General features: G+C 70.4%; 27 protein-coding genes. 14 read left to right on the forward strand and 13 right to left on the reverse strand.

Annotated features, from left to right (window positions below):
- Positions 1-141: 141 nt before the first annotated feature.
- A complete protein-coding gene (locus tag VGT80_RS00005) occupies positions 142-855 on the forward strand; it encodes a Crp/Fnr family transcriptional regulator (RefSeq protein ID WP_327451717.1) in 714 nt (237 codons plus the stop codon).
- Here the strand turns inward: VGT80_RS00005 and VGT80_RS00010 are convergent.
- Positions 852-1,067, reverse strand: a complete 216-nt coding sequence (locus tag VGT80_RS00010) for a hypothetical protein (RefSeq protein WP_327451719.1) — start codon at positions 1,065-1,067, stop codon at positions 852-854. The two genes, VGT80_RS00005 and VGT80_RS00010, sit on opposite strands and share 4 nt — an antisense overlap.
- A 226-nt stretch (positions 1,068-1,293) precedes the next feature.
- Here VGT80_RS00010 and VGT80_RS00015 point away from each other — a divergent pair, with 226 nt between their 5' ends.
- From VGT80_RS00015 to VGT80_RS00030, 4 genes are all read left to right on the forward strand, one after another.
- On the forward strand, positions 1,294-1,419 hold the full coding sequence (locus tag VGT80_RS00015; protein WP_327451721.1) for a hypothetical protein: 126 nt from the start codon (positions 1,294-1,296) through the stop codon (positions 1,417-1,419).
- Between the two features lie 44 nt (positions 1,420-1,463).
- A complete protein-coding gene (locus VGT80_RS00020; protein WP_327451722.1) occupies positions 1,464-1,751 on the forward strand; it encodes a hypothetical protein in 288 nt (95 codons plus the stop codon).
- Positions 1,752-1,825: 74 nt separating this feature from the next.
- A complete protein-coding gene (locus VGT80_RS00025) occupies positions 1,826-2,566 on the forward strand; it encodes a sulfite exporter TauE/SafE family protein (protein WP_327451724.1) in 741 nt (246 codons plus the stop codon).
- Between the two features lie 16 nt (positions 2,567-2,582).
- Positions 2,583-3,548: a magnesium and cobalt transport protein CorA gene (locus VGT80_RS00030; RefSeq protein WP_327451726.1), complete on the forward strand. Its 966-nt coding sequence runs from the start codon at positions 2,583-2,585 to the stop codon at positions 3,546-3,548.
- A gap of 86 nt (positions 3,549-3,634) precedes the next feature.
- On the opposite strand, the gene VGT80_RS00035 is transcribed toward VGT80_RS00030, so the two are convergent.
- The 4 genes from VGT80_RS00035 to VGT80_RS00050 form a co-directional block, all read right to left on the reverse strand.
- Positions 3,635-3,958, reverse strand: a complete 324-nt coding sequence (locus VGT80_RS00035; protein WP_327451728.1) for a UrcA family protein — start codon at positions 3,956-3,958, stop codon at positions 3,635-3,637.
- Between the two features lie 274 nt (positions 3,959-4,232).
- A complete protein-coding gene (locus VGT80_RS00040; protein WP_327451730.1) occupies positions 4,233-4,991 on the reverse strand; it encodes a class I SAM-dependent methyltransferase in 759 nt (252 codons plus the stop codon).
- 70 nt (positions 4,992-5,061) lie between these two features.
- The gene (locus tag VGT80_RS00045; RefSeq protein ID WP_327451732.1) at positions 5,062-5,613 is read right to left on the reverse strand and encodes a hypothetical protein; all 552 of its coding nucleotides are present in this window, start codon (positions 5,611-5,613) and stop codon (positions 5,062-5,064) included.
- Between the two features lie 29 nt (positions 5,614-5,642).
- On the reverse strand, positions 5,643-5,843 hold the full coding sequence (locus VGT80_RS00050) for a hypothetical protein (protein WP_327451734.1): 201 nt from the start codon (positions 5,841-5,843) through the stop codon (positions 5,643-5,645).
- Positions 5,844-5,977: 134 nt separating this feature from the next.
- On the opposite strand from VGT80_RS00050, the gene VGT80_RS00055 reads away from it, so the two are divergent.
- From VGT80_RS00055 to VGT80_RS00070, 4 genes are all read left to right on the forward strand, one after another.
- On the forward strand, positions 5,978-6,835 hold the full coding sequence (locus tag VGT80_RS00055; protein WP_327451736.1) for an MBL fold metallo-hydrolase: 858 nt from the start codon (positions 5,978-5,980) through the stop codon (positions 6,833-6,835).
- Positions 6,836-6,864: 29 nt separating this feature from the next.
- Positions 6,865-7,773 carry a hypothetical protein gene (locus VGT80_RS00060; RefSeq protein WP_327451738.1) on the forward strand — a complete coding sequence of 303 codons (909 nt, stop codon included), beginning with the start codon at positions 6,865-6,867 and terminating at the stop codon, positions 7,771-7,773.
- Between the two features lie 126 nt (positions 7,774-7,899).
- Positions 7,900-8,871 (forward strand): hypothetical protein, encoded by a 972-nt coding sequence (locus VGT80_RS00065; protein ID WP_327451740.1) that lies wholly within the window; start codon positions 7,900-7,902, stop codon positions 8,869-8,871.
- Positions 8,872-9,105: 234 nt separating this feature from the next.
- Positions 9,106-9,699 (forward strand): UrcA family protein, encoded by a 594-nt coding sequence (locus tag VGT80_RS00070; protein ID WP_327451742.1) that lies wholly within the window; start codon positions 9,106-9,108, stop codon positions 9,697-9,699.
- A 1-nt stretch (position 9,700) separates the two neighbouring features.
- On the opposite strand, the gene VGT80_RS00075 is transcribed toward VGT80_RS00070, so the two are convergent.
- Positions 9,701-10,585 (reverse strand): phytanoyl-CoA dioxygenase family protein, encoded by an 885-nt coding sequence (locus VGT80_RS00075; RefSeq protein WP_327451744.1) that lies wholly within the window; start codon positions 10,583-10,585, stop codon positions 9,701-9,703.
- Positions 10,586-10,739: 154 nt separating this feature from the next.
- Between VGT80_RS00075 and VGT80_RS00080 the strand changes: the two genes are divergently transcribed.
- A complete protein-coding gene (locus VGT80_RS00080; protein ID WP_327451746.1) occupies positions 10,740-11,084 on the forward strand; it encodes a glycine zipper 2TM domain-containing protein in 345 nt (114 codons plus the stop codon).
- A 51-nt stretch (positions 11,085-11,135) separates the two neighbouring features.
- On the opposite strand, the gene VGT80_RS00085 is transcribed toward VGT80_RS00080, so the two are convergent.
- From VGT80_RS00085 to VGT80_RS00095, 3 genes are all read right to left on the reverse strand, one after another.
- Complete coding sequence (locus tag VGT80_RS00085) at positions 11,136-11,771, reverse strand: PAS domain-containing protein (protein ID WP_327451748.1); 636 nt, start codon at positions 11,769-11,771, stop codon at positions 11,136-11,138.
- A 66-nt stretch (positions 11,772-11,837) separates the two neighbouring features.
- Positions 11,838-12,899: a sensor histidine kinase gene (locus VGT80_RS00090; protein WP_327451750.1), complete on the reverse strand. Its 1,062-nt coding sequence runs from the start codon at positions 12,897-12,899 to the stop codon at positions 11,838-11,840.
- A 200-nt stretch (positions 12,900-13,099) separates the two neighbouring features.
- Complete coding sequence (locus VGT80_RS00095; protein WP_327451752.1) at positions 13,100-13,906, reverse strand: glycine zipper 2TM domain-containing protein; 807 nt, start codon at positions 13,904-13,906, stop codon at positions 13,100-13,102.
- A 378-nt stretch (positions 13,907-14,284) separates the two neighbouring features.
- Between VGT80_RS00095 and VGT80_RS00100 the strand changes: the two genes are divergently transcribed.
- From VGT80_RS00100 to VGT80_RS00110, 3 genes are all read left to right on the forward strand, one after another.
- Positions 14,285-14,518 (forward strand): hypothetical protein, encoded by a 234-nt coding sequence (locus tag VGT80_RS00100; protein WP_327451754.1) that lies wholly within the window; start codon positions 14,285-14,287, stop codon positions 14,516-14,518.
- Positions 14,519-14,535: 17 nt separating this feature from the next.
- A complete protein-coding gene (locus VGT80_RS00105) occupies positions 14,536-14,718 on the forward strand; it encodes a hypothetical protein (protein WP_327451756.1) in 183 nt (60 codons plus the stop codon).
- A gap of 124 nt (positions 14,719-14,842) precedes the next feature.
- Positions 14,843-15,253: a response regulator gene (locus VGT80_RS00110; protein WP_327451758.1), complete on the forward strand. Its 411-nt coding sequence runs from the start codon at positions 14,843-14,845 to the stop codon at positions 15,251-15,253.
- Between the two features lie 64 nt (positions 15,254-15,317).
- Here VGT80_RS00110 and VGT80_RS00115 read toward each other — a convergent pair whose 3' ends face one another.
- Both VGT80_RS00115 and VGT80_RS00120 read right to left on the reverse strand, forming a co-directional pair.
- Entirely contained in the window at positions 15,318-15,605 is a 288-nt protein-coding gene (locus VGT80_RS00115; RefSeq protein WP_327451760.1) for a hypothetical protein, read from the reverse strand.
- Positions 15,606-15,696: 91 nt separating this feature from the next.
- Entirely contained in the window at positions 15,697-16,620 is a 924-nt protein-coding gene (locus tag VGT80_RS00120) for a response regulator (RefSeq protein ID WP_327451762.1), read from the reverse strand.
- 61 nt (positions 16,621-16,681) lie between these two features.
- Between VGT80_RS00120 and VGT80_RS00125 the strand changes: the two genes are divergently transcribed.
- On the forward strand, positions 16,682-18,766 hold the full coding sequence (locus VGT80_RS00125) for a S9 family peptidase (RefSeq protein ID WP_327451764.1): 2,085 nt from the start codon (positions 16,682-16,684) through the stop codon (positions 18,764-18,766).
- A 4-nt stretch (positions 18,767-18,770) separates the two neighbouring features.
- Here the strand turns inward: VGT80_RS00125 and VGT80_RS00130 are convergent, their stop codons facing one another.
- Together VGT80_RS00130 and VGT80_RS00135 are read right to left on the reverse strand one after the other, a co-directional pair.
- Positions 18,771-19,178 (reverse strand): hypothetical protein, encoded by a 408-nt coding sequence (locus VGT80_RS00130; RefSeq protein ID WP_327451766.1) that lies wholly within the window; start codon positions 19,176-19,178, stop codon positions 18,771-18,773.
- Positions 19,179-19,201: 23 nt separating this feature from the next.
- The coding region (locus VGT80_RS00135; RefSeq protein ID WP_327451768.1) for a hypothetical protein at positions 19,202-19,672 on the reverse strand (471 nt) is incomplete at its 5' end.

Raw genomic sequence — 19,672 nt, forward strand, 5'->3', positions numbered from 1 at the left:
TCTCCCGCGGGCGGGCGGGAGGCCTTGAGGGGGCGCATGCCGCCTCGGGGTGGTCCGGCCGATCGCTCGCGAGCCTAGCGGCTTTCCCCCCACCGACCCCACACATAGGTTAAGGTGCTTCCTCACCGGAGCACGGGGCCCATGCCGAATCCTCTCGTGCGGAAGCTGGAGCACGGCGCCCGCCTTTCGCGCGACGAACAGGCGCTGCTGGAGGCCCTGATTTCCCGCCCTCAGGCGGTCGAGGCGCACTGCGACCTGATCGCCGAGGGCGAGGCGCCGGAGCACGTGCATCTGGTGCTCGAGGGCTTTGCGTGCCGCTACAAGATCCTGCCCGACGGCAGTCGCCAGATCATGGCCTGGCTGTTGCCCGGCGACCTCTGCGACCTGCACGTCTCCCTGCTGGGCGAGATGGACCACGGCATCGCCACCCTGACGCCTTCCAGCATCTGCTTCCTGCCGCGCAACCGGCTGGAGGCGCTCGCCGAGGATCGCCCGAGCCTGATGCGCGCCCTGTGGTGGGCCACCCTGGTGGACGAGGCGATCCTGCGCGAATGGCTGGTCACCATGGGCCGCCGGCCGGCCCACGAGCGCATCGCCCACATGTTCTGCGAGGTTCGCCGGCGCCTGGACGCCGTGGGCCTCGCGCCGGGCGCGGTCATGGACTTCCCGCTGTCGCAGACCGACCTCGCCGACAGCGCCGGCCTCTCCCCCGTCCATGTCAACCGCATGGTCCAGCAGCTGCGCGACGAGGGCCTGATCGCCTGGCGCGGCCGGGTGCTGCAGGTGCTGAAGGTGATCGAGCTCGAGGCCTTCGCCGGCTTCGATCCCAACTACCTGCATCTGTCTGCGGCCTAGCCGCCGGGCGCGAGGCCCGCGGCGCCCGCCTCCGGGGGGCCCTTGGTCTTCACGCGGGCCACGAAGCGCCCATGTTCCCAGAGTTCGAACTCGCCCTGCGGCATGAGGTTTCGAGCTTCGGCCAGCGCCTGGTCGTCGGTGTCGCGCTCCATCTCAAGCACCGAGACGAAACGGCCGCCCAACCCGAGGCCGTAGATCCGGTATTGGCGCACCCCGCACCTCCTCCCGTCGCGCTCATCTGGGCGCCCGTCAGAGGCCCGTGCAATCAACCAGGTGAATGTCCGGTCCGCGATCTCGCCATCCGACCGCGCCATGGGCCCGCGCCATGGGCCCGCGCGTGGCTAATTCCGGTTAAGCGCGCTTGTTGGCGGATGGTGAACGCTCGTCGACGATACTTCCTCGCATGAGGGACGGACTCCACGGACTGCGGAGACCGCAATGGACAGATTGCCGAACCTGCTCGGCGGGGCCTGGGACTTCGCCGCCGCGCATCCCTTCGTCAGCGCCTGGCTGGCGGTGACCAGCGTCTGGGCGCTGTTCGCCTTCGGCCGCCGCGACGCCTGATTTTCGTCCGAACCACCCGCCGCCTCGGCCGTTCTCCTCGGACGATGGGACCGCCGGAACGCGACCAGAGATATGACGAAATCAAGCGCTGCCTGGCGGAGGCGGATCGCGCCTTCATCCGCGCCGGCGCGGCCGAGGACGAGCGCGAGCGCATCGCCCTCATCGACGAGGCCGAGACCTGGCTGATGCGCGCTGAGCGGCGCCTCGCGCGCATCACCGACCGGCAGGTCCCGCTGCAGCCGTCCGACGCCATCCCCCGCGAGTCGCGTTCCTTCGGCGCCGACCACAGTCCACGCTTCGCCGCGCTCTGGCGGCGTATCCCGAAAGCCTGACGAGCTGCGCCGCTTTGGGGGATAGGACGCATTCCGCGCTAGCCCTCGCAACGCGGCGCCGCTAACCACCGCCCATGCTCGGCTTGCTCTTCGGGGTCGCGGTCTGGGCCGGCGTGCAGAACGCGCTGGCGGGCGGCGGCTCGTTCGTCACCCTGCCGGCGCTGATCCTCTCGGGCCTCGACGCGCGGGCCGCCAACATCGCCTCCACCATCGCGCTGTTTCCGGGCCAGGTGACCACCGGCTGGGTGGGCCGCAGGCTGGTCTCCGGCGCGGCGGGGCTGTCGTTCCGCGCCCTGGTGGCGATCAGCCTGGCGGGCGGGGCCCTGGGGGCCGGGCTGCTGCTGCTCACGCCGTCGTCCTTCTTCGCGCGTCTGGTGCCCTGGCTGGTGCTCTTCGCCACCGCCCTCTTCGCCTATGGCAGCTTCGTGCGCCGCCCGGTCGGGACCGGCCCGCCGCTGTCGCGCACCGCCGCTGGCGTCATCCAGTTCCTGATCTCGATCTACGGCGGCTATTTCGGCGGCGGCATCGGCTTCCTGATGCTGGCCGCGCTCACAGCCGCGGGGCTGGCCGTGCGCACCGCCGGCTCGACCAAGAACGTGCTCGCCTCGATCATGAACGCCGCGGCCGTGGCGATCTTCCTGTTCACGCCGGGCATTCCATGGCTTCGGGTCGGGGTCGTGGCCGCAGGCGCCATGCTTGGCGGCTATCTGGGCGCCCAGGCCCTGCGGCGCGTGGACGAGCGCCTGATCCGCGGCTTCGTTGTGCTCCTGGGCGTGGCCCTTACCATCGGCCTCTTCATCCGGCAGGGCCGGTGACCCGGAGCAATCGTCCATGACCGTCGTTTCGGCCTATGTCTATCGCAAGGGCCTGCGCGTCCGGGAAGCGCGGCTCACCGAGGCCGGACTGGAGCTTCGGCCGGGCGAGTTCGTCTGGATCGGCCTCGTCGACCCCGACGAGGCGGAGCTGCGGCTGCTGGCGAACAAATTCAAGCTGCACCCCCTCGCCGTCGAGGACGCGCTCTCCGCCCACCAGCTGCCCAAGGTCGAGGTCTACGGCCACGAACTGTTCGTGGTCGCCCGCACGGCCGAGTTCTCCGGCGACCAGATCCACTACGGCGAGACCCACATCTTCATGGGCAAGAGCTATGTGGTCTCCGTCCGCCACGGCTCGGCGCGGGCCCATACGGCGCTGCGCGCCCACCTCGAGGCCTCGCCGGCGCTGCTCAACCACGGTCCCGACTACGTCGTGCACGGCATCCTCGACTTCATCGTCGACGGCTACCAGCCGATCGTCGAGGAGATCGAAGAGGAGGTCCTGGCCACCGAGACGCGCGCGCTGGACGCCTTCCTGTTGCGGGCCGACGTGCGGCGGATCTTCACCCTGCGCGGCGAGCTGCTGCGCTTCCGTCGAATCCTGGGGCCCATGGAGGAGGTGGCGAGCAAGCTGGAGCACCTCAGCCTGCCGGGTCTCGATGCCGAGGTGAGACCCTATTTCCGCGACGTGGCCGACCACGTCCGGCGCGTCGCCAACCGGGTCGAGGGCCTGCGCGACGTGCTCTCTTCGGTGTTCGAGGTTTCCAACCTGCTGGAACAGCAGCGGCAGGGGATCATCACCCGCAAGCTCGCCGCCTGGGCCGCCATCCTGGCGGTGCCCACCGCGATCGCCGGCATCTACGGGATGAACTTCCAGTTCATGCCCGAGCTGCACTGGCAGTTCGGCTATCCCACGACCCTGGCGGCCATCCTGGTGCTCTGTTGCGGGCTCTATGCGGCCTTCCGGCGTTCCGGCTGGCTCTAGGCGCCGTCGGGCCAGGACAGCCGCGATCAGGCCCGCGAGCCCCGGGGGCTCGCGGGCCTTCGCTGCGTCGGCTGCTCGGGGAGAGGTCAGCGGGCGACGGCGATCTCGGTGCGGGCGGCCGCGCGGGCTTCCGGGTAGGCGGTGAGCTTTTCGCGCACCTCGGCGCGCACGCCGTCGCGACAGCTGGTCCGCAGGGTCAGCGACCGCTCGCTGCGGCAGAACTCCACGCCCGCCCGGTCGACGCGCTGGGCCAACATCGCCTGGCCGGCGGGGGTCAGGAGGTCCAGGTCTGCCAGCCGCACCTTCACGGGATCCGGCGCGGCGTGGGCGGCGGTGGTCAGGGCGAGGGCTGGCAGGGCGGCCAGCGCCAGGGTGGCGGCGCCGGCGAGCTTGGCGGCGAAATGGGTCATGGGTTCGCTCCGTTCCTCGTCGGCTGGGGTGGGGGGTTTGCCGGCCGACGGGAGCGGTTTAGGTCTATACTTGGACGACGTCCTGTTAAGGCTGAGTAATGACGTCGAATTCACAATTACATTGGATCGTAGACTGTGAAACGCATGTAATGTGACAGGTAACAGTCACCCGTAACTCCAGACGTTACCTCGCGCCACGAAAAAAGGGCCGCGCGCGCGGCCCTTCACTCGGCTCATCCCTTCCTGCGGAGAACGGCCGGGGATGACTACGAACTCAGCCCCTGGGCTTCACGAACTTCAGGATCACCTGGTCGGTCTTGCCGCGGATGGCGGGATTGAAGACGTTGTCGGTGTGCGGGTCGGCGGTGTTGCGCAGCAGGTCGCTCTCGCCCGCCAGCCTGAAGCCGGCCGCCTGGACCTCGCTCTTGATCTGGGCCGCATCGATGCGGTGCAGCTTGTCGATGTCGACCCCCGCCAGGCCCACGTGGTCGACCACCAGATAGACCCCGCCCGGCTTCAGCGCCCGATAGATCTCGGCGTTCAGCTTGGCGGCGTTGTCGGCCGGGAACGGCTTCAGGTGCAGGTCGTGGTAGTTCTGCACGGTCATGACGAGGTCCAGTCGGTCCGGCAGCTTCAGGGCGGCGAACGGGCTGTCGATCGCCGTCACATTGGGGTAGGCGGCGGCAATCGCCTTCTGCTGCACGCCGTAGTTGGCGCTGAACTTGATGAATTCAGCGGGTTGGTAGGCATAGACGTGGCCCTTCGGCCCCACCGCCACTGACAGGATGCGGGTGAAATAGCCGCCGCCCATGATGAAGTCGGCGACCTTATCCCCCGGCCGCACACCGGCCCAGGTCAGCATCTCGCCGGGATGGCGCGCGGCGTCGCGCTGCACGTCGGCCTCGGGCCGGCCCTTGTCGGCGAGCGCGGCGGCGAGGCCGGGCGGCACGGCGGCATAGGCGATGGTCGCCGCCCCGGCGGCGCCGATGGCGAGCGCCGCGACCGCGGCGGCGATGAAGTGTCTGCGAGACATGAAGCACCCTCCCTCAAGGATTTCGGAGGGGAAACCCTAGCACCGCACGGCCAAGCTCGGCGAGCGGACCCTAACCCCGCCTCGACCGCGCCGCCCGTTCCCACTCGGCGCGGGCCTGCTCGACCCGGGCGGTGAACTCGGGCCCATAGAGCCGGTAGCAGGAGAACACCACCGCCTGGCCGGGCGGCATCTGCGCGGCGATCGCCTCCAGGCCCGGGGTCACGTCGGTGCGGTGGATCAGCCGGCCCTCGTCGGGGCCGCATTGCAGGGGCGCTTCCACCAGGTGCGAAAGGTGCGGGCACTCCCGCCGGGCGACCTCAGCGCAGGCGCCGTGCACCGGCGGCACGTTGCAGCCCCAGCCCACCGATCCATCGGTCATGGTCACGAAGCCGCCCGAGGCCACCGGGAACACCCAGCGGTCCTCCACCGAGGTGGGCGCGCCGCAGATGTGGCATTTCAGGTCGATCATCCCGCGCCGCTGGCGGGTGACGTGCACGGCGGCGAAGTTGGGCTCGCCCTCGCCCGGCGCTTGGCGCTGGTCGAGCTCGAGAAGTCCTGGGAAGTCGGTCGACGGCTGCACGCGGAACGCCTGCTCGCCGGACCAGGCCACCGACCAGGGCACGTCGGCCCCGATGCGCCGGCCCGTCTTGGCTAGTTCCCGGCCAGCCACTTGGTGACGTAGGCGTGGGCCTGGCGGGCGAGCGTCGGCGGCCCGGAGAAGTAGAACTCCGATCCGAACAGCCGCTTCTTCTCGCGCCAGCTCAGTTCGCCCATGTCTTCGGTCTGCAGCATGGTGCGCAGCTTGGCGCGCTTGGCCTTGGTGACAAACGCTACGTAGGTCGCTTCGGGCATGTCGCCCCACCTTCCAGATGCCTCAGCCGCCCCTCGGACCTCACAAAGCCAGAGCCCCGCCTCGCGGTGCAGGTGGCGGTATGCCGCAGGCCGATCTAGGTTGTGCCTAAAGGCTGTTTGGAGGGACGTCCACCATGCTCAAGTGGCGCGTCGGCGAGGTCACCGTCATCCGGATCCTGGAACTGGAGGCGACCGGCGGCACGCGCTTCATCCTGCCGCAAGCCACGCCCGAGGTGATCCGCCAGATGGGCTGGCTCAGCCCCCACTTCGCCGACGAGAACGGCAAGCTCAGGATGAGCATCCACGCCTTGCTGGTCGAGACGCCCACCTGCCGGATCATCGTCGACACCTGCATCGGCAACGACAAGCAGCGCGACATCCCCACCTGGTCCAACCTGCAGACCGGCTTCCTGGACGATCTCGAGGCGGCCGGCTTCGCGCCGGAGACCATCGACACCGTTCTGTGCACCCACCTGCACGTGGACCACGTGGGCTGGAACACCAGGCTGGTCGAGGGCCGCTGGGTCCCGACTTTCCCCAAGGCCCGCTACCTGATCGGCCGCACCGAATTCGACTATTGGCAGCAGGAGGAGGCCGATACGGAGCACCTCGAGCGCTCGCCGTTCCACGACAGCGTCAAGCCGGTGTTCGACGCCGGCCTCGTCGACCTCGTGGAGACCGACCACCAGGTCTGTCCCGAAGTCCGCCTGGAGCCGACGCTCGGCCACACGCCCGGCCACGTCTCGGTCCGCATCCGCTCGAACGGCGAGGAGGCCCTGATCACCGGCGACTTCGCCCACCATCCCTGCCAGCTCGCCCATCCGGAGTGGGCCGCCACCGTCGACTTCGACGCCGAGGCCTCCACAGCCACGCGCCGGCGGGTGTTCGGCGCGCTCGCGGGCTCGCAGGTGCTGGTCATCGGCACCCATTTCGCCAGCCCCACCGCGGGCCATGTGGTACGCGACGGCGCGGCCTGGCGTTTGGCCGTGTGAGAACCTTAACCTGGGTCAATATCGCGTCCGTGGCCGACACCCTCAACCCGCCGAATGTCGTCGCCGAGGCGAAGGAGCGCGCGCTGGCGCCCCTGTCGGGCGTCTTCATGCTCGACCAGGTGACGGCCGGCATGGCCGGGATGGACGCCCGCGACGCCACCCTGGTGATGGCCATCAACCAGGCCAATATCGCCCCCCTCACCCGCGATCCGGAGGCGCGCCTGCGCTACGGCGCCCTGGAGTCGCCCGCGCCGGACGACGAGCGCCGACCCGTCTCGCTGAGCGCGGTCGCCGCCTCCCTGCGCCTGCCCTACGAGACCGTGCGCCGCCGGGTCCGCCGTCTGGCGGCGGACGGCGTCTGCGACCTCACCGACCAGGGCGCGGTGGTGCCGGAGACCTTCCTCGCCTCGCCGGCCTATCTGACCTCGGTGATCGCGGCCCACACCCGCCTCTACAGCTTCTATCGCCAGGTTCTGGCCGCCGGCCTGATGGAGGCCCTGCCGCCATCGCGCTATCCGGCCGAGCCCGCCGTCCCGATCCGCGCGACGCTGCGCCCGCTCTCCGACTATCTGCTCAGGAGCGGCGAGAACCTGATGGCGCTCACCGGCGACCTTGTCGCGGGCCTGGCCTTCTTCGGGCTGGTCAGCGCGGGCGAGACCCTGCCGCCGCCCGCCAGTTCCACCGCGGCCCTCGCCCGCCGCCTGGCCATGCCGCACGAGACCGTCCGCCGCCACCTGGGCGGGCTGGCCGCGGCCGGCTGGTGCGCGCGCGTCGGCCGCGGCTTCGTGGTCCCCGAGGCGGTGCTGCGCCGGCCCGGCGTCGTCGCCCTGTTCCGCGACAACGCCGCCAACGTCCACCGCCTGTTCACCACCCTGGCCGAGCGGGGCGTGATCGAGGCCTGGGAACGGCTGGGCGTCGTCGCGCCGCCCTCCGCCTGAGGCTGCGGCCGGCCGCATGCCGGGTGCGGCGGGATGTCGCAATTCCCCGGAGTGGGGTCCGCTCGCGTTGACCCTACGTCGGCTCCGGCGCGCATTGTTCCGTGAACGCGCGGGAGATTCATATCCATGTCGACGTCGCCAGGCCCGGCCGCCGTCCTCCGGTCGTCCTCGCCGCTCGCCGACGCCCGGCTGACCAACCGGCTGGCGATGGCCTACCTGCTCGACGCCGTCGCCATCTTCCGCGGCGAAGACCACCTGCTCGATGCGCTGCTGATCTCGGCCATCAGCCAGGCCAACGTCGCCCCGATCACCCGCCAGGCCGACCTGCAGGTGACCTACGCCGCGCCGGACGCGGCGCCGCCCGATGACATGCGGCGGCCGGTGAGCGTCAATGCGCTGGCGAGTTCCCTCAACCTGCCGTTCGAGACGGTGCGGCGCCGCGTGCGTGGCCTGCTCGACCGCGGCATCTGCGAGCCCGGCGACGGCGGGGTGATCGTGCCGACGCGTGTGGTGACCTCGCCGGAGTATTACCGGTACACCTTCCTCGGCTATGAGCGGCTGCGGGCCTTCTACTATCAGCTCCGCGACCTCGACCTGCTGAAGGATCTGCCGCCCGCCAGCGTCGAGCTGGGCGAGGACGTGACGCCCCTGCGCACGGTGGCCCGCGTCGCCAACGACTACGCCCTGCGGGTCATCGACACGGTGATGCGGGCGCTCGGCGACCTGCTCACCGGGATCATCCTGATCGAGGTCCTGCGCAACAACACCGAGCACCTGGGTCCCGACCTGCGTGGCGGCGAGGGGCTCTCGCCCGACGATTTCGTCCCCGACGCCCTGCGCCGACCGGTCAGCATCACCGCGGTGGCCAGGCGCATCGGCCTGCCCATCGAGACCGTGCGCCGCCACGCCGCCGAGTTGCTGGAGCGCGGCCTCTGCGTGCGGGTCAAGGGCGGGCTGGTGGTCCCCACCCAGGCCCTGGCGCGACCGGCCATGGTCGCCTTCTCCAGCGAGAACCTCGCCAACCTGCACCGCATGTTCGCCGCCCTCTCGCAGCTCGGCGTGCTCGCCGTCTGGGACCAGCTCGACCGGGTCCCCTGAGGCCAAAACCTTTGGGCCAAAAAAAACCCCGGCCGTTTGCGGCCGGGGGAGAGCAAAATGAACAAGCTGAGCCTATCAGGCTCCGACCATACCCGCAATGGTGGAGCTTAGGTTCGATTTCTCGACAGCGCGGACTGCCGGCGGACGCGTCGGCGCGGAACACCGGCGCCGGGCGGCGGGTTGCTGAGGTCGGACGCTGCGCCTCCGGCGTCGCGAACCGATGGAGATTTGACCATGCGCAACCCGATCCTCGCCGCCCTGGCGATCGCCGGCCTGAGCGCGGCCGCCGCGCCCGCCCTGGCCCAGACCGTGGAGCAGCTGACCGTCACCGGCCAATGGAACGGCCGCGGCGAGCCGCCCGCGACCCTTTCGCGGATCGTGAGTTACGACGACCTCGACCTGCGCCTCGCCGCCGACCAGTCGGTGCTGCGCCGCCGCATCGAGGTCACCGCCCGCGAGATCTGCGACGAACTGGGTCAGGACCGTCCCAACAGGACCAACCTCGGCCGCTCCTGCCAGGACATGGCGGTGAACAATGCGATGCAGCAGGTCCGCTTCGCCGTCGCCCAGTCGTTCAGCACGCCCGGCCCCGCCTACGCCGTGGTCGCCCCCACCGGCGAGGGCGCCGACACCGCCTATGTCGCCCCCGTGGGTCCGTCGTCGTCCTCGGATGACACCGCGACCTCGGCCGACACCGCCGCGGCGCCGGCCAGCTACACGACCCAGACCGTGACCAACGGCCCGGTGCCGGACACCGCGGAGAACCGCGCCCGCTACGGCGGCCCGATGTCCAACGCCGGCAAGCACACCGGCGCGCGCGGCAACTGAGTTAGGGGTCCTGTGGCGTCCCGTCGGCGGAAAGCGCGCCGACGGCGCCCGGACTGACGTAGAGCGGCGTGCCCGGCCTGGGACTCTCGACGCGCCCGAGCCCGGCCCAGGTCGCCCAGCCCAGCCGGTTGAGCAGGGCCGGCCGCTCGGCTTCGCGGATCGTGGGATCGAGGCCGAGCACCATGTTCTCCTGCTGCCGCACGAACGGCCGGCAGTGGTAGCTGAGCAGGGCGTGGCGCGGCTTGTCGGTGCGGTTGGCGCCGGTCCCGTGCCAGATGCGCCCGTCGAAGGCGAGGATCGAGCCCGCCGGCCCCGCGGCGCCCACCGTATCCTCCAGCGTCGGCATATTGGCCGGCTCGTCCGGCGCATAGGCAGAGGATCTGGGCGTTGCGGCGCTGTTCAGGTGGCTGCCCGGCACGAGGCGGGTGCCGCCGTTCTCGTCGCTGAAATCGTCCAGCATCCAGGCGATGTTGGCCACCACCGGCTTGGGCGTCCAGAAGCCGACGTAGCCCTGGTCGGTGTGCAGCACCATCGGCTCGCCGCCGGGGTGGGCGATGTTGGCGGTGAAGCTCGACACCAGGAAATCGGGGCCCAGCAGGTGGCCCATCAGGGCCTCGACCATCGGATGCAGCATCAGGTCGCGGAACACCTTGCCCTTGTTGAGCAGCATCCAGACCCGCTGGTTCGGCCGCGCCGCCCCGCCGTCGTGGAAGGCCAGGCCGCGCGCCCGCTCGCCGGCCGCCTGTTCGATCAGCCGGTCCTTCAGCGCCGCGATCTCGGCGCGCGACAGCACGCCCGGCACGATGCAATAGCCCTGCTCGTCCAGGTCGCGCCGGGCGCGGTCGAGGTCGGTGGTGGGCGGGATCAGGCGAACGGCGGCGCCCATGGCGGATCTCCCTGGCGGCGGCTCTGCGCAAGACTAGCGCCGCCTCAGGCCCGCTGGCTAGCGCGGCCGGACCGGCCGCTCAAAAGCCAAGCTGCACCCGAAGACCGCTCCCACGCGTTTGATAGGCTTGGGACATCAGGAATCGAGACACCACATGCGTAAGACCATCGCCAGCGCCGCCCTCGCGGCCCTCGTCGCCCTGCCGCTGATCGCCGGCCCGACCGGCGCCAGCGCCTCGTGCCGCGGCCGCGCCAACACCGGCACGGTGATCGGCGGCGTCGGCGGCGCCCTGGTGGGCAACTCCATCTCGCACGGCGGCGGCGGGGCGGTCATCGGCGGCCTCGGCGGCGCCGTGCTCGGCCACGAGATCGGCAAGAGCGGCTGCACCTCCTCCACCCACCGCGCCTACTATCGTCGCGGCCATTCGCACTACGCGGCCAACCATCGTTCGAGCCAGGTCTACTACGACCAGAACGGCAACCCGGTTTACCGCCGCTAGAGCCTGACGAAGCCGGGCGCCCCGTCGCGGGACGCCCGGACTCGGCCGCCCCTACCCCGCCCCGGCCAGTTCCCGCCGGAGTTTCTCCGCATGGGCCGCGACCGCCGCCTTGCGTTCCACCGCCGCCGAAACCCCCACGATGATCGCCGCAGCCTCGCCGCCCAGCGCCAGCGGGATGTCGGCCACGAAGGCCCGGAACGGGGCGCCGTCGCGCTTGCGCAGCACGATCTCACCCTCCCATGGCTCGCCACGGCCTAAGCGCGACATGATCTCGCCGGCCTGGTCGCGCGACTGCACCGCCGGCGTCATCTCGACCACATTGCGCCCGATGGCCTCCGCCTCGCTCCAGCCATAGAGCCGCCTGGCGCCGCGGTTCCAGAACAGGATCGCCCCGTCGGCCTGGGTGGCGATCACCGCCACGGCGTCGCCAAGGTGCGAGCGCAGCAGGGCGCGGATCGTCTCCAGCGCGGCCGCCCCGGGCGCGGGCGCGGCGGGCGCGGCGCCCGCGCGGCTCACGGCCAGCACCTGGCGGTCCTCAAGCCAGACGTCCACGCGCGCGCTGCTCGGATGGTCGGCGAGCAGCCGTTCGGCGGTCTCGCGGGCGGCCGTGTCCGAGCGCAGATCGTGCGCCTCGAAGCCGGTCGCGGCCCCATCGGGGCGGCAGAAGTAGAAGGTGTAGAGCGCCATCACGTCCCCAGCGCGCGTCGTCGCGCCGAGCTTAGCCCGCCGACCGGGAATTCAAAACTGATCGTGCTAGGTCGCCACCGACGGGCCGCGGACCACGGAGACCCGGGTCCCGGGCGGGGCGTCGTCGGCGACGACCTTGGCGCCCAGCTGCTGGGCGAGGGCTTCGATGACGCTGGTGCCGAGCCCGGAGCGGATCGTCGACAGATCGGGACGGCCGACGCCGTCGTCGCTCACCGACAGGGTCCAGCCGGAGGCCTCGACCGCATAGTCGATGCTGACCTGGCCGATCCGCTCGGCGGGGAAAGCGTGCTTCAGGGCGTTGATCACCAGCTCGGTGACGATGAGGCCGAGGCTGACGGCCTGGTGAGAGCTGACCGTCGCGGGATCGGAGCGCACTACGAGCGCCAGGCCGCGGGCCTCGCGGATCATCGAGGAGGCCAGGCTTCCGCTGAGCTTGGTCAGGTAGGGACCCATCTCCACGTCGCCGACGCTGGTCTGGAGGTGTTCCTGCACCGCGGCCACCGACATCACCCGGTCGTGGGCGTCCTGCAGGTGGCGGCGGGATTCCTCGGAGCTGACGTTGCGCGCCTTCATCAGCAGGATGCCGGCGATGATCTGCAGGCTGTTGGCGATGCGGTGCTGCATCTCCTGCAGGAGGACCGCGCGTTCACGGAGCAGCCCGTCCTTCTCGAGCAGCAGGGTGGCGATCTGGCTGTCGGCGCTGCGAGTTTCGGTGACGTCGTCGATGGCCAGCAGAATGCGGACATCGCCGCCACCATCGTAGTGGACCTTCTGGACGTGCATCACCAGGCGCCGGGCGGGCGCGCCGGGACGCAGCAGATCGGTCTCGAAGGGCCCCGCATCACCATGGCCGGCGAGCGTGCTCTCGAGCAGGGTGTTAAGCTCGGGAATGTTCCAAGCGCCGCCGCTCAGCTCGTCCATGCGCAGGCCGTCCACCCGATCGGTGAGGATATCGAAGGCGCTGCAGAACGAGCGGCTGGCCGACACCACCCGCTGATCGCCGTCCAGCAGCAGGAGCGGCAGGGCGGAGGTGGTGATCAGAGCGCGGGCGAGACCGCCCATATGTTCGGCGTCCGTCTGGTCGCCGTCGGGGCCGAGGGCGGCCATTTTCGACATCCCTGACGACGGTGGGTCGCGAAACGGGCGGCCCGGCGCGGTGAAGGCGGCGATGCTCGCCGTGGGCCTTCACCGTCTGATCGTCGCTGTAATCTAACATGGATCAGCCCCGGACCCGGCGCCAAATCGCGGAGACCGGGGCCGGAACGACGCTGGACCCCGCCGGATCGCTCCGGCGGGGGAACTCGAGGTCAGTCGCTGCGGGCGTTGTTCTGGCGCGTCCAGCGGATGTTGGTGCGCAGGCCGTCGAGCCGGGCCTGGATGGTGGTCTCGTCGCGCGGGCTGAGCTGGCCGTGGCGGTGGCGCATGTTGGCCTCCTGACGGCGGATGTCCCTCAGCGAGCGCTGCGCGCGGCGGCCATCGTCACGCGAAAGGCTGCCGTCGTCGATGCCGGTCTGGATCCGCTGGCCCAGCCAGGCGGCGCGCGAGCTGAAGTCGGTCGGCGCGCCGTCCCACTGCGTGCGGTTGCTGTAGGCGGCGTTGGAGGCCCGATCGTAGGCCGAGGGCGTGGCGGCGACCCACTGGCCGCGGGTGTCCCAGTAGCCGGTGGTGGAGGCCGGGGTCCAGCCGCCCTGGTTGTCGTAATAGCCGTTGGCGTTGGAGGACACCCAGCGGCCGCGGCTGTCGTAGGCGCCGTTCGGCGCGCCGGCCATCCAGCGGCCTTCGCGGTCGTAGTAGCCTTGGGCGTCGGTGCGGGCCACGGCGTTGGCGTGCCAGGCGCCCTTGGAGTCGTAGTAGCCGTAGGCGTGGGCGCAGTCGGAGCTGCCCTTGGTGGCCTGGTTGCCGATCACCGCGCCGCCGACGCCGCCGATGACGGCGCCCGTGGTCTTGTCGCCGTGGCCGGCGATGGCGCTGCCGATCAAGGCTCCGAGGACCCCGCCGCCGACCGTGCCGGCGACCCGGTTGGCATGCTGTTGTTCGCAGCTGGTCTGAGCGAAGGCGAACGTAGGAATGAGAGCCGCCGCGGCGATGCCGGCGGCGAGCAGGTGGTTGCGCATGGTTGAGGCTCCTGAGAGGGATGCATATCCTTCTCGTGAGAGATACAAATCGCATCTATTAAATAGGTTCCCGACAAGTTCGATAATCGCCATCTATTTTATTTGACCTGAGGGCGGTGTTGACTGAATTCGATATAATAAAAACTTCTGGCGGCCCGCTCGGTTATTTGCTCGCTATTGCCGACCCTACTGCCTATATGTCTGAACGTGCGCCGTCGGGCGTGAGCCGCCAGCGAGGCGGTCGATCAAGCCCGGCGCGGCGCCCGTTGAGCGCTCCCCGATGACATTCCTCTTCGTCGCCGCCATGGCCTGCGTGGTCCTGCCCCTGGTGGCCGGCCCCGTCCTGCGCATCCTCGTCCCCGCGCTGGCGCGCCGCACGTGACCCTCATCGACCGCGGACCGAGCCGCGACACCACCTTCCGCACCTCGCTGCGCGCCGGGGTCTGGTCGGTGACCAAGAACAACGTCTTCTACGGCGACTATCTGAGCCACAACCAGGCGATCCGCAGCGCCTGCTATGGCGCGCGCGCGGTCGAGGCGACCGGCGGCCAGGCCCGCGTGCTGGCCGGCGACGAGGTCATCGCCCACCGCGATCTGGTGCTCGCCCCCTAACCGATCCGGAGACCGCCATGTCCGACCGCACCCCGGCCGAGCTGGAACGGGAGAACAGCTATCTGAAGGCGCGCATCGCGCAGCTGGAAGGCGACGTCACCGACCTGTCGGCGGAGAACCTGCGCCTGTCGGAGGAGCGCGAGCGCCTGCACGCCCGGCGCGCCGCCCGCGCGCCGAACCCGCTGGGCGGCGGGCAATAGGGCCGGGCCGGATTTCGGCATGGCTTCGCCTCGAAGGTCGCCGTCACATCTCGGTGAAGCTGTCGAATATGATTGGCGCCATGTCAGCCAGTCGACATAGGTCCCGGCTTTTTCCGGCCACGTCATGACCGAGCCTTTGTCCCCCGTGCTGGTGCTTGCCGTCGACGACGACGTGCTGGTGCTGGATCTGTTGCAATCGGCGCTCGAGGACGGCGGATTCCAGGTCAAGACCGCGCTCGGCGGCGACGAGGCGATCGCCGCGCTGGAGATGAACCGCGCGCGGGATATCTGCGCGGTGGTCACCGACGTGAACCTGGGCCGTGGGACGAACGGCTGGGACGTCGGCCAGCGGGCCCGCGAGCTGAGCCCCGGCCTGCCGGTGCTCTATATCTCCGGCGATAGCGCCCACGACTGGACATCGCGCGGCGTGCCCAGGAGCCTGCTGGTGCAGAAACCCTTCGCGCCGGCCCAGATCGTCACCGCCGTGGCCTCGCTGATCAACCAGCAGATCGCAGCGCCGGACGGGCATTCGTAGCGGGCTGGCGGCGGGCCTCTAGCCCGGACGGTGCGCCGCGTCCGTTAGACGATCAAGCTTGGCTCTACCTGGTCGGGTCGAGGACGGGCCCGCCGGTGGTCATGCGGTCGATGGTCTTCTGCGCTTCACGGGTGCGGGACTCCACGTAGGTGCGCGGCAGGCAAACCGTGCGCTTCAGCTTGGTCCCGATCGGGGCCTCGTCCTCGCAGACCATGGCGTCATTTGGCTTGGGCTTGACGGTCGGCGCTGGGAGGACGGTCACGCCCGAGATCGGCGTGGGCTTAGGCGTGGCGGCCTTGGGCGCATCGACGGGTGCGGCGCCGATGGCGACGGCGAGAAAGGCGGCGATCATGGCTCGTCAGCTCGCAATTTTTTGGAGCAGAGAACGGGGAAAGACGAACGTCGTTAGCTGAAAAAACGTCGTTCGACCAGCCGCGATCCGATCACGCCGCCTTGGTCACCTTGATCTTCTTCTGCACGGCGACCGTCAGGTCGCGCATGACGTTGGTCGCCAGCTTGACGTTGGTTTCGGGCACGGCCAGCAGGGTGCGGATGGCGTCGAAGTGGATCTCCAGTACGGCCGGGTCGCAGGCTTCGGCGCCGCCCATCACGTCGGCGTAGTCCAAGAGCGACTGGGAGACCTCCTCCACCAGCTGGTCCCGCACCTGGCGGGCGCGATGGCGGGTGTGCTGCATGACCCGGTAGGTCATCTGCAGGGTCTCGCGGTCCATGCCGCCGCGCGAGGCGATCACCCGGCGCAAGGCCTCGAGCTCGACGCCGATGGTCTCGCGGGTGGACTGGCGATCGAGCTTGTCCATCACCTCGGCCGGATCCTGGGCGCGGCGCATGACGCCGGAATAGCTGATCTCGGTGCGGCGGCGTCGGTCGGGGCCGATATAGACCTCTGAGACGATGAATTCGCGCGGCCGGGTCAACACCAGCTGGATGCGGCTGATCACCGAGGCCGGGGTGAAGGGCTTGATCACGAACTCATTGACCCCGGCGCGGCGCGCAATCTCCACGTCGCGGGCGCTGCGCGTGGCGGTGAGCATGATGATCGGCACCCGCGGATTGGGCACGACGGTGTCCTTCACGACGGCGGCGCGGCGGATCGTGCGGGTGAGCTCCAGGCCGTCCATCACCGGCATGTTCCAATCGGTGAAGATGATGTGGGGGTCCCAGCGCTTGAGGATTTCGCGGGCCCTCAGGCCGTCGCTGGCGGTCTCCACCTGGCCGACGCCGGCGGCCCGCAGCACGTCGCCGATCAGGCGCGAGGTGACCGAGTGGTCGTCGACGACGAGCACCTTCAGACCCGCCAGGTCGGCGGGGCGCAGATTGGCGGCGGCGAGCGTTCGGTTCTGGGTCATCACATACGCGGGCGTGCAGGAAGCGGGCCACCATTGACGGCAAGCGATTGAAAAGCCGTTTATGCGGCGGTTCGATTTCCTGCTGGGGGATTCCATGCGTCTGGCCTTGCTGCTCACCGCCGCCTGCCTTGTCATGTCCGCGCCGGCCGCGGCGCAGACGGCGGAGGGCCCGACCCGGACCTTCACCGCGCGTGACCTGTTTGGCCTGCGCCAGGCCACCGATCCGCAGGTGCGGCCGGACGGCGGGGCGATCGCCTATGTGCGGGTCTCCAACGACATCATGACGGACCGCGGCCGGTCCTCGATCTGGCTGGTCGATCCCGCGACGGGCGTGCAATCGCCGCTGGTCGCCGACGAGAACGCCAACCTGCATCCGCGCTGGTCGCCGGACGGCCAGCGCCTGGCCTATGTGGCGGCCACGCCCGGCGGGGCGCCGCAGCTCTATGTGCGCTGGATGGCGTCGGGCCGCTCGGCGCGGGTGGCGACGCTGGAGGAGGCGCCGAGCGAGATCGCCTGGTCGCCGGACGGCAAGCTCCTGGCCTTCACCATGCTGGTCCCCGACCCGGGCCGCACGCTGGGCGCGCCGCTGGCCCGGCCGGCCGGCGCCCAATGGGCCGAGCCGCTGAAGGTCATCGACCGGCTGACCTACCGCGCCGACGGCCAGGGCTATCTGAAGCCCGGCCACCCGCAGCTGTTCGTGGTCTCGGCCGACGGCGGCCAGCCCCGGCAGATCACCTCCGGCGCCTATGACGTCGGCGGCGGGATCGGCTTCGACCGCGACGGCGGGAGCGTGGTGTTCTCCACCAACCGCGCCAAGGATTGGGAACGCGACCCGCAGGAGAGCGACGTCTATCGCGCCGCGATCGCCGACGGCGCGCTGACCCGGCTGACCGACCGGGTCGGACCCGACGAGGGGGCGGCCGTCTCCCCCGACGGGACGAAGATCGCCTACACCGGCTACGACGACCAGCGCCGCCGCGGCTACGAGAACCGCCGCCTCTACGTCATGGACCGCGACGGGGCCAACAAGCGCGTGCTGACCGGCGGCCTCGACCGCTCGGTCACGGGACCGCAATGGGCCGCCGACGGGCGCAGCGTCTTTGTGCAGTACGACGACAAGGGCGTCGGCAAGGTGGCCCGCGTCGGCCTCGACGGCCGGCTGGAGACGGTGGCGGCGGGCCTCTCGGGCTCGGGCCTCGACCGGCCCTACACGGGCGGCTCGTTCTCGGTGGGCAAGGGGCTGGTGGCCTTTACCCAAGGCGCGCCGGACGAGCCGGGGGACCTGGCCATCGCGCGCGGCGGGAAGGTCGAGCGCCTGACCCGGCTGAACGAGGACCTGTTCGCCGGCAAGGCGCTGGGCCGCGTCGAGGCCATGGCGGTCACCTCGTCCTACGACAAGAAGCCCATCGACGCCTGGATGGTGACCCCGCCGGACTTCGATCCGGCCAAGCGCTACCCGCTGATCCTGGAGATCCACGGCGGGCCGTTCGACGCCTATGGCGCCCTGTTCTCCACCGACGACCAGCTCTATGCGGCGGCCGGCTATGTGGTGGTCTACGCCAATCCCCGCGGCTCGACCTCCTATGGCGAGGCCTTCGCCAACGAGATCGACCGCAACTATCCGAGCCACGACTACGACGACCTGATGAGCGTCGTGGACACGGCGATCGCCAAGGGCTTCGTCGACCCGACGCGGCTCTATGTGACCGGTGGGTCGGGCGGTGGGGCCCTGACCGCCTGGATCGTCGGCAAGACGCACCGGTTCGCCGCCGCCGCGGCTCAGAAGCCGGTAATCGACTGGACCAGCGAGGTCCTCACGGTCGACGGCTACAACTTCATGGCCCGCTACTGGTTCGGGAAGATGCCGTGGGAGGACCCTGAGGGCTATTGGAAGCGATCGCCGCTCTCGCTGGTCGGCAATGTGACGACACCGACCCTGGTGGTGGTGGGCGAGCAGGACTTCCGCACCCCGCCGGAGGAGGCCGAGCAGTTCTACCAGGCCCTGCAGCTGCGCGCCGTGCCGACCGCCCTGGTGCGCGTGCCCGGCGCCTCGCACGGCGGGCTGGCCGCGCGGCCCTCGCAGTCGGCGGCCAAGGCCGCAGCGATCCTCGCCTGGTTCGCCAGCTACCGCCTGGGGACGCCCTAGGGCGCTAGAGGTCCTCCCACAGAATCGAGCTGATCCGCCAGCGGCCCTCCAGACGGTGGAGCTGGATGAACTTGTGGCCGCCGCCGCCATAGTCCGACCCGTTCAGGCGTCCTCGTTTCTCGTAGGTCGACCAGCGCGAGGCGATGTTCGCCAGCACGACGGTGCGCGCCGTCGTCTCCCATTCGTGGAAATCGGTGAGCGCGCCGTCGGCGAGAATCCGCTGGCGCGGGGCGATGAAGGCCTCGGGCGTCCAGCTATCGACCGCCTCGGAGGTCACGCGGGTGATGGTCGCGGTCTCGGCGAACAGGGCGCGCAGGCCCTCGACCGCGGGCAAGCGCCCGCCGCGATTGTCGAAGGCGGCGTAGAAGGCCGCGATCAGGGCCTCGATCTCGGGGTCCAGGGATGGGTCCATCGACGCGGTTTAGCCGGGCGCGGCTAGCGCATGTCCATGGCCGAGGTCCCGTCGGACCAGCGGGGCACGGTGACGAAGAAGATGGTCACCCCATCCGGGCCCTCGTCGGCCGCCACGGGTGAGCCCGGCAGGCCGGCGCCCCAGGCGGAGGCCTTGGCGCGGGCCAGGTAGAACATCAGGTGCGGATGGGCGTGGCCCACGGCGTCGGCCAGGTAGCCCTGTTTCGACATCATCATGCACATGGCGCCGGCGCCGGGCCGCGGCGCATGGGCCCCGGCGCGCGCCTGCATCCGGGCCCTCGACACGCCGGCCAGCACCTGGCGGGTGCGTTCGAGGTAGGCCGGCAGCACGGTGGCGGCGGCCGAGGCGTTGAAGCACATGGGCGAGCGCACCTTGGGGTTCCAGAACTCCGGATCGTCGAAGCCTGCCCCCCAGGACCGCTCGACGAGGCAGACGAAGCCGTTCGCGCCCTTGACGGCGGTGGCGTAGCCGGC

It is taken from the genome of Phenylobacterium sp. (assembly GCF_035944335.1).
GTDB lineage: Bacteria > Pseudomonadota > Alphaproteobacteria > Caulobacterales > Caulobacteraceae > Phenylobacterium.

Excerpts from the sequence above, each read along its gene's own strand:
- VGT80_RS00005 (WP_327451717.1), top strand. The coding sequence starts at position 142 with ATGCCGAATCCTCTCGTGCGGAAGCTGGAGCACGGCGCCCGCCTTTCG.
- VGT80_RS00015 (WP_327451721.1), top strand. The coding sequence starts at position 1,294 with ATGGACAGATTGCCGAACCTGCTCGGCGGGGCCTGGGACTTCGCCGCC.
- VGT80_RS00020 (WP_327451722.1), top strand. The coding sequence starts at position 1,464 with ATGGGACCGCCGGAACGCGACCAGAGATATGACGAAATCAAGCGCTGC.
- VGT80_RS00025 (WP_327451724.1), top strand. The coding sequence starts at position 1,826 with ATGCTCGGCTTGCTCTTCGGGGTCGCGGTCTGGGCCGGCGTGCAGAAC.
- VGT80_RS00030 (WP_327451726.1), top strand. The coding sequence starts at position 2,583 with ATGACCGTCGTTTCGGCCTATGTCTATCGCAAGGGCCTGCGCGTCCGG.
- VGT80_RS00035 (WP_327451728.1), bottom strand. The coding sequence starts at position 3,958 with ATGACCCATTTCGCCGCCAAGCTCGCCGGCGCCGCCACCCTGGCGCTG.
- VGT80_RS00040 (WP_327451730.1), bottom strand. The coding sequence starts at position 4,991 with ATGTCTCGCAGACACTTCATCGCCGCCGCGGTCGCGGCGCTCGCCATC.
- VGT80_RS00050 (WP_327451734.1), bottom strand. The coding sequence starts at position 5,843 with ATGCCCGAAGCGACCTACGTAGCGTTTGTCACCAAGGCCAAGCGCGCC.
- VGT80_RS00055 (WP_327451736.1), top strand. The coding sequence starts at position 5,978 with ATGCTCAAGTGGCGCGTCGGCGAGGTCACCGTCATCCGGATCCTGGAA.
- VGT80_RS00065 (WP_327451740.1), top strand. The coding sequence starts at position 7,900 with ATGTCGACGTCGCCAGGCCCGGCCGCCGTCCTCCGGTCGTCCTCGCCG.
- VGT80_RS00070 (WP_327451742.1), top strand. The coding sequence starts at position 9,106 with ATGCGCAACCCGATCCTCGCCGCCCTGGCGATCGCCGGCCTGAGCGCG.
- VGT80_RS00075 (WP_327451744.1), bottom strand. The coding sequence starts at position 10,585 with ATGGGCGCCGCCGTTCGCCTGATCCCGCCCACCACCGACCTCGACCGC.
- VGT80_RS00080 (WP_327451746.1), top strand. The coding sequence starts at position 10,740 with ATGCGTAAGACCATCGCCAGCGCCGCCCTCGCGGCCCTCGTCGCCCTG.
- VGT80_RS00085 (WP_327451748.1), bottom strand. The coding sequence starts at position 11,771 with ATGGCGCTCTACACCTTCTACTTCTGCCGCCCCGATGGGGCCGCGACC.
- VGT80_RS00090 (WP_327451750.1), bottom strand. The coding sequence starts at position 12,899 with ATGGCCGCCCTCGGCCCCGACGGCGACCAGACGGACGCCGAACATATG.
- VGT80_RS00095 (WP_327451752.1), bottom strand. The coding sequence starts at position 13,906 with ATGCGCAACCACCTGCTCGCCGCCGGCATCGCCGCGGCGGCTCTCATT.
- VGT80_RS00105 (WP_327451756.1), top strand. The coding sequence starts at position 14,536 with ATGTCCGACCGCACCCCGGCCGAGCTGGAACGGGAGAACAGCTATCTG.
- VGT80_RS00110 (WP_327451758.1), top strand. The coding sequence starts at position 14,843 with ATGACCGAGCCTTTGTCCCCCGTGCTGGTGCTTGCCGTCGACGACGAC.
- VGT80_RS00115 (WP_327451760.1), bottom strand. The coding sequence starts at position 15,605 with ATGATCGCCGCCTTTCTCGCCGTCGCCATCGGCGCCGCACCCGTCGAT.
- VGT80_RS00120 (WP_327451762.1), bottom strand. The coding sequence starts at position 16,620 with ATGACCCAGAACCGAACGCTCGCCGCCGCCAATCTGCGCCCCGCCGAC.
- VGT80_RS00125 (WP_327451764.1), top strand. The coding sequence starts at position 16,682 with ATGCGGCGGTTCGATTTCCTGCTGGGGGATTCCATGCGTCTGGCCTTG.
- VGT80_RS00130 (WP_327451766.1), bottom strand. The coding sequence starts at position 19,178 with ATGGACCCATCCCTGGACCCCGAGATCGAGGCCCTGATCGCGGCCTTC.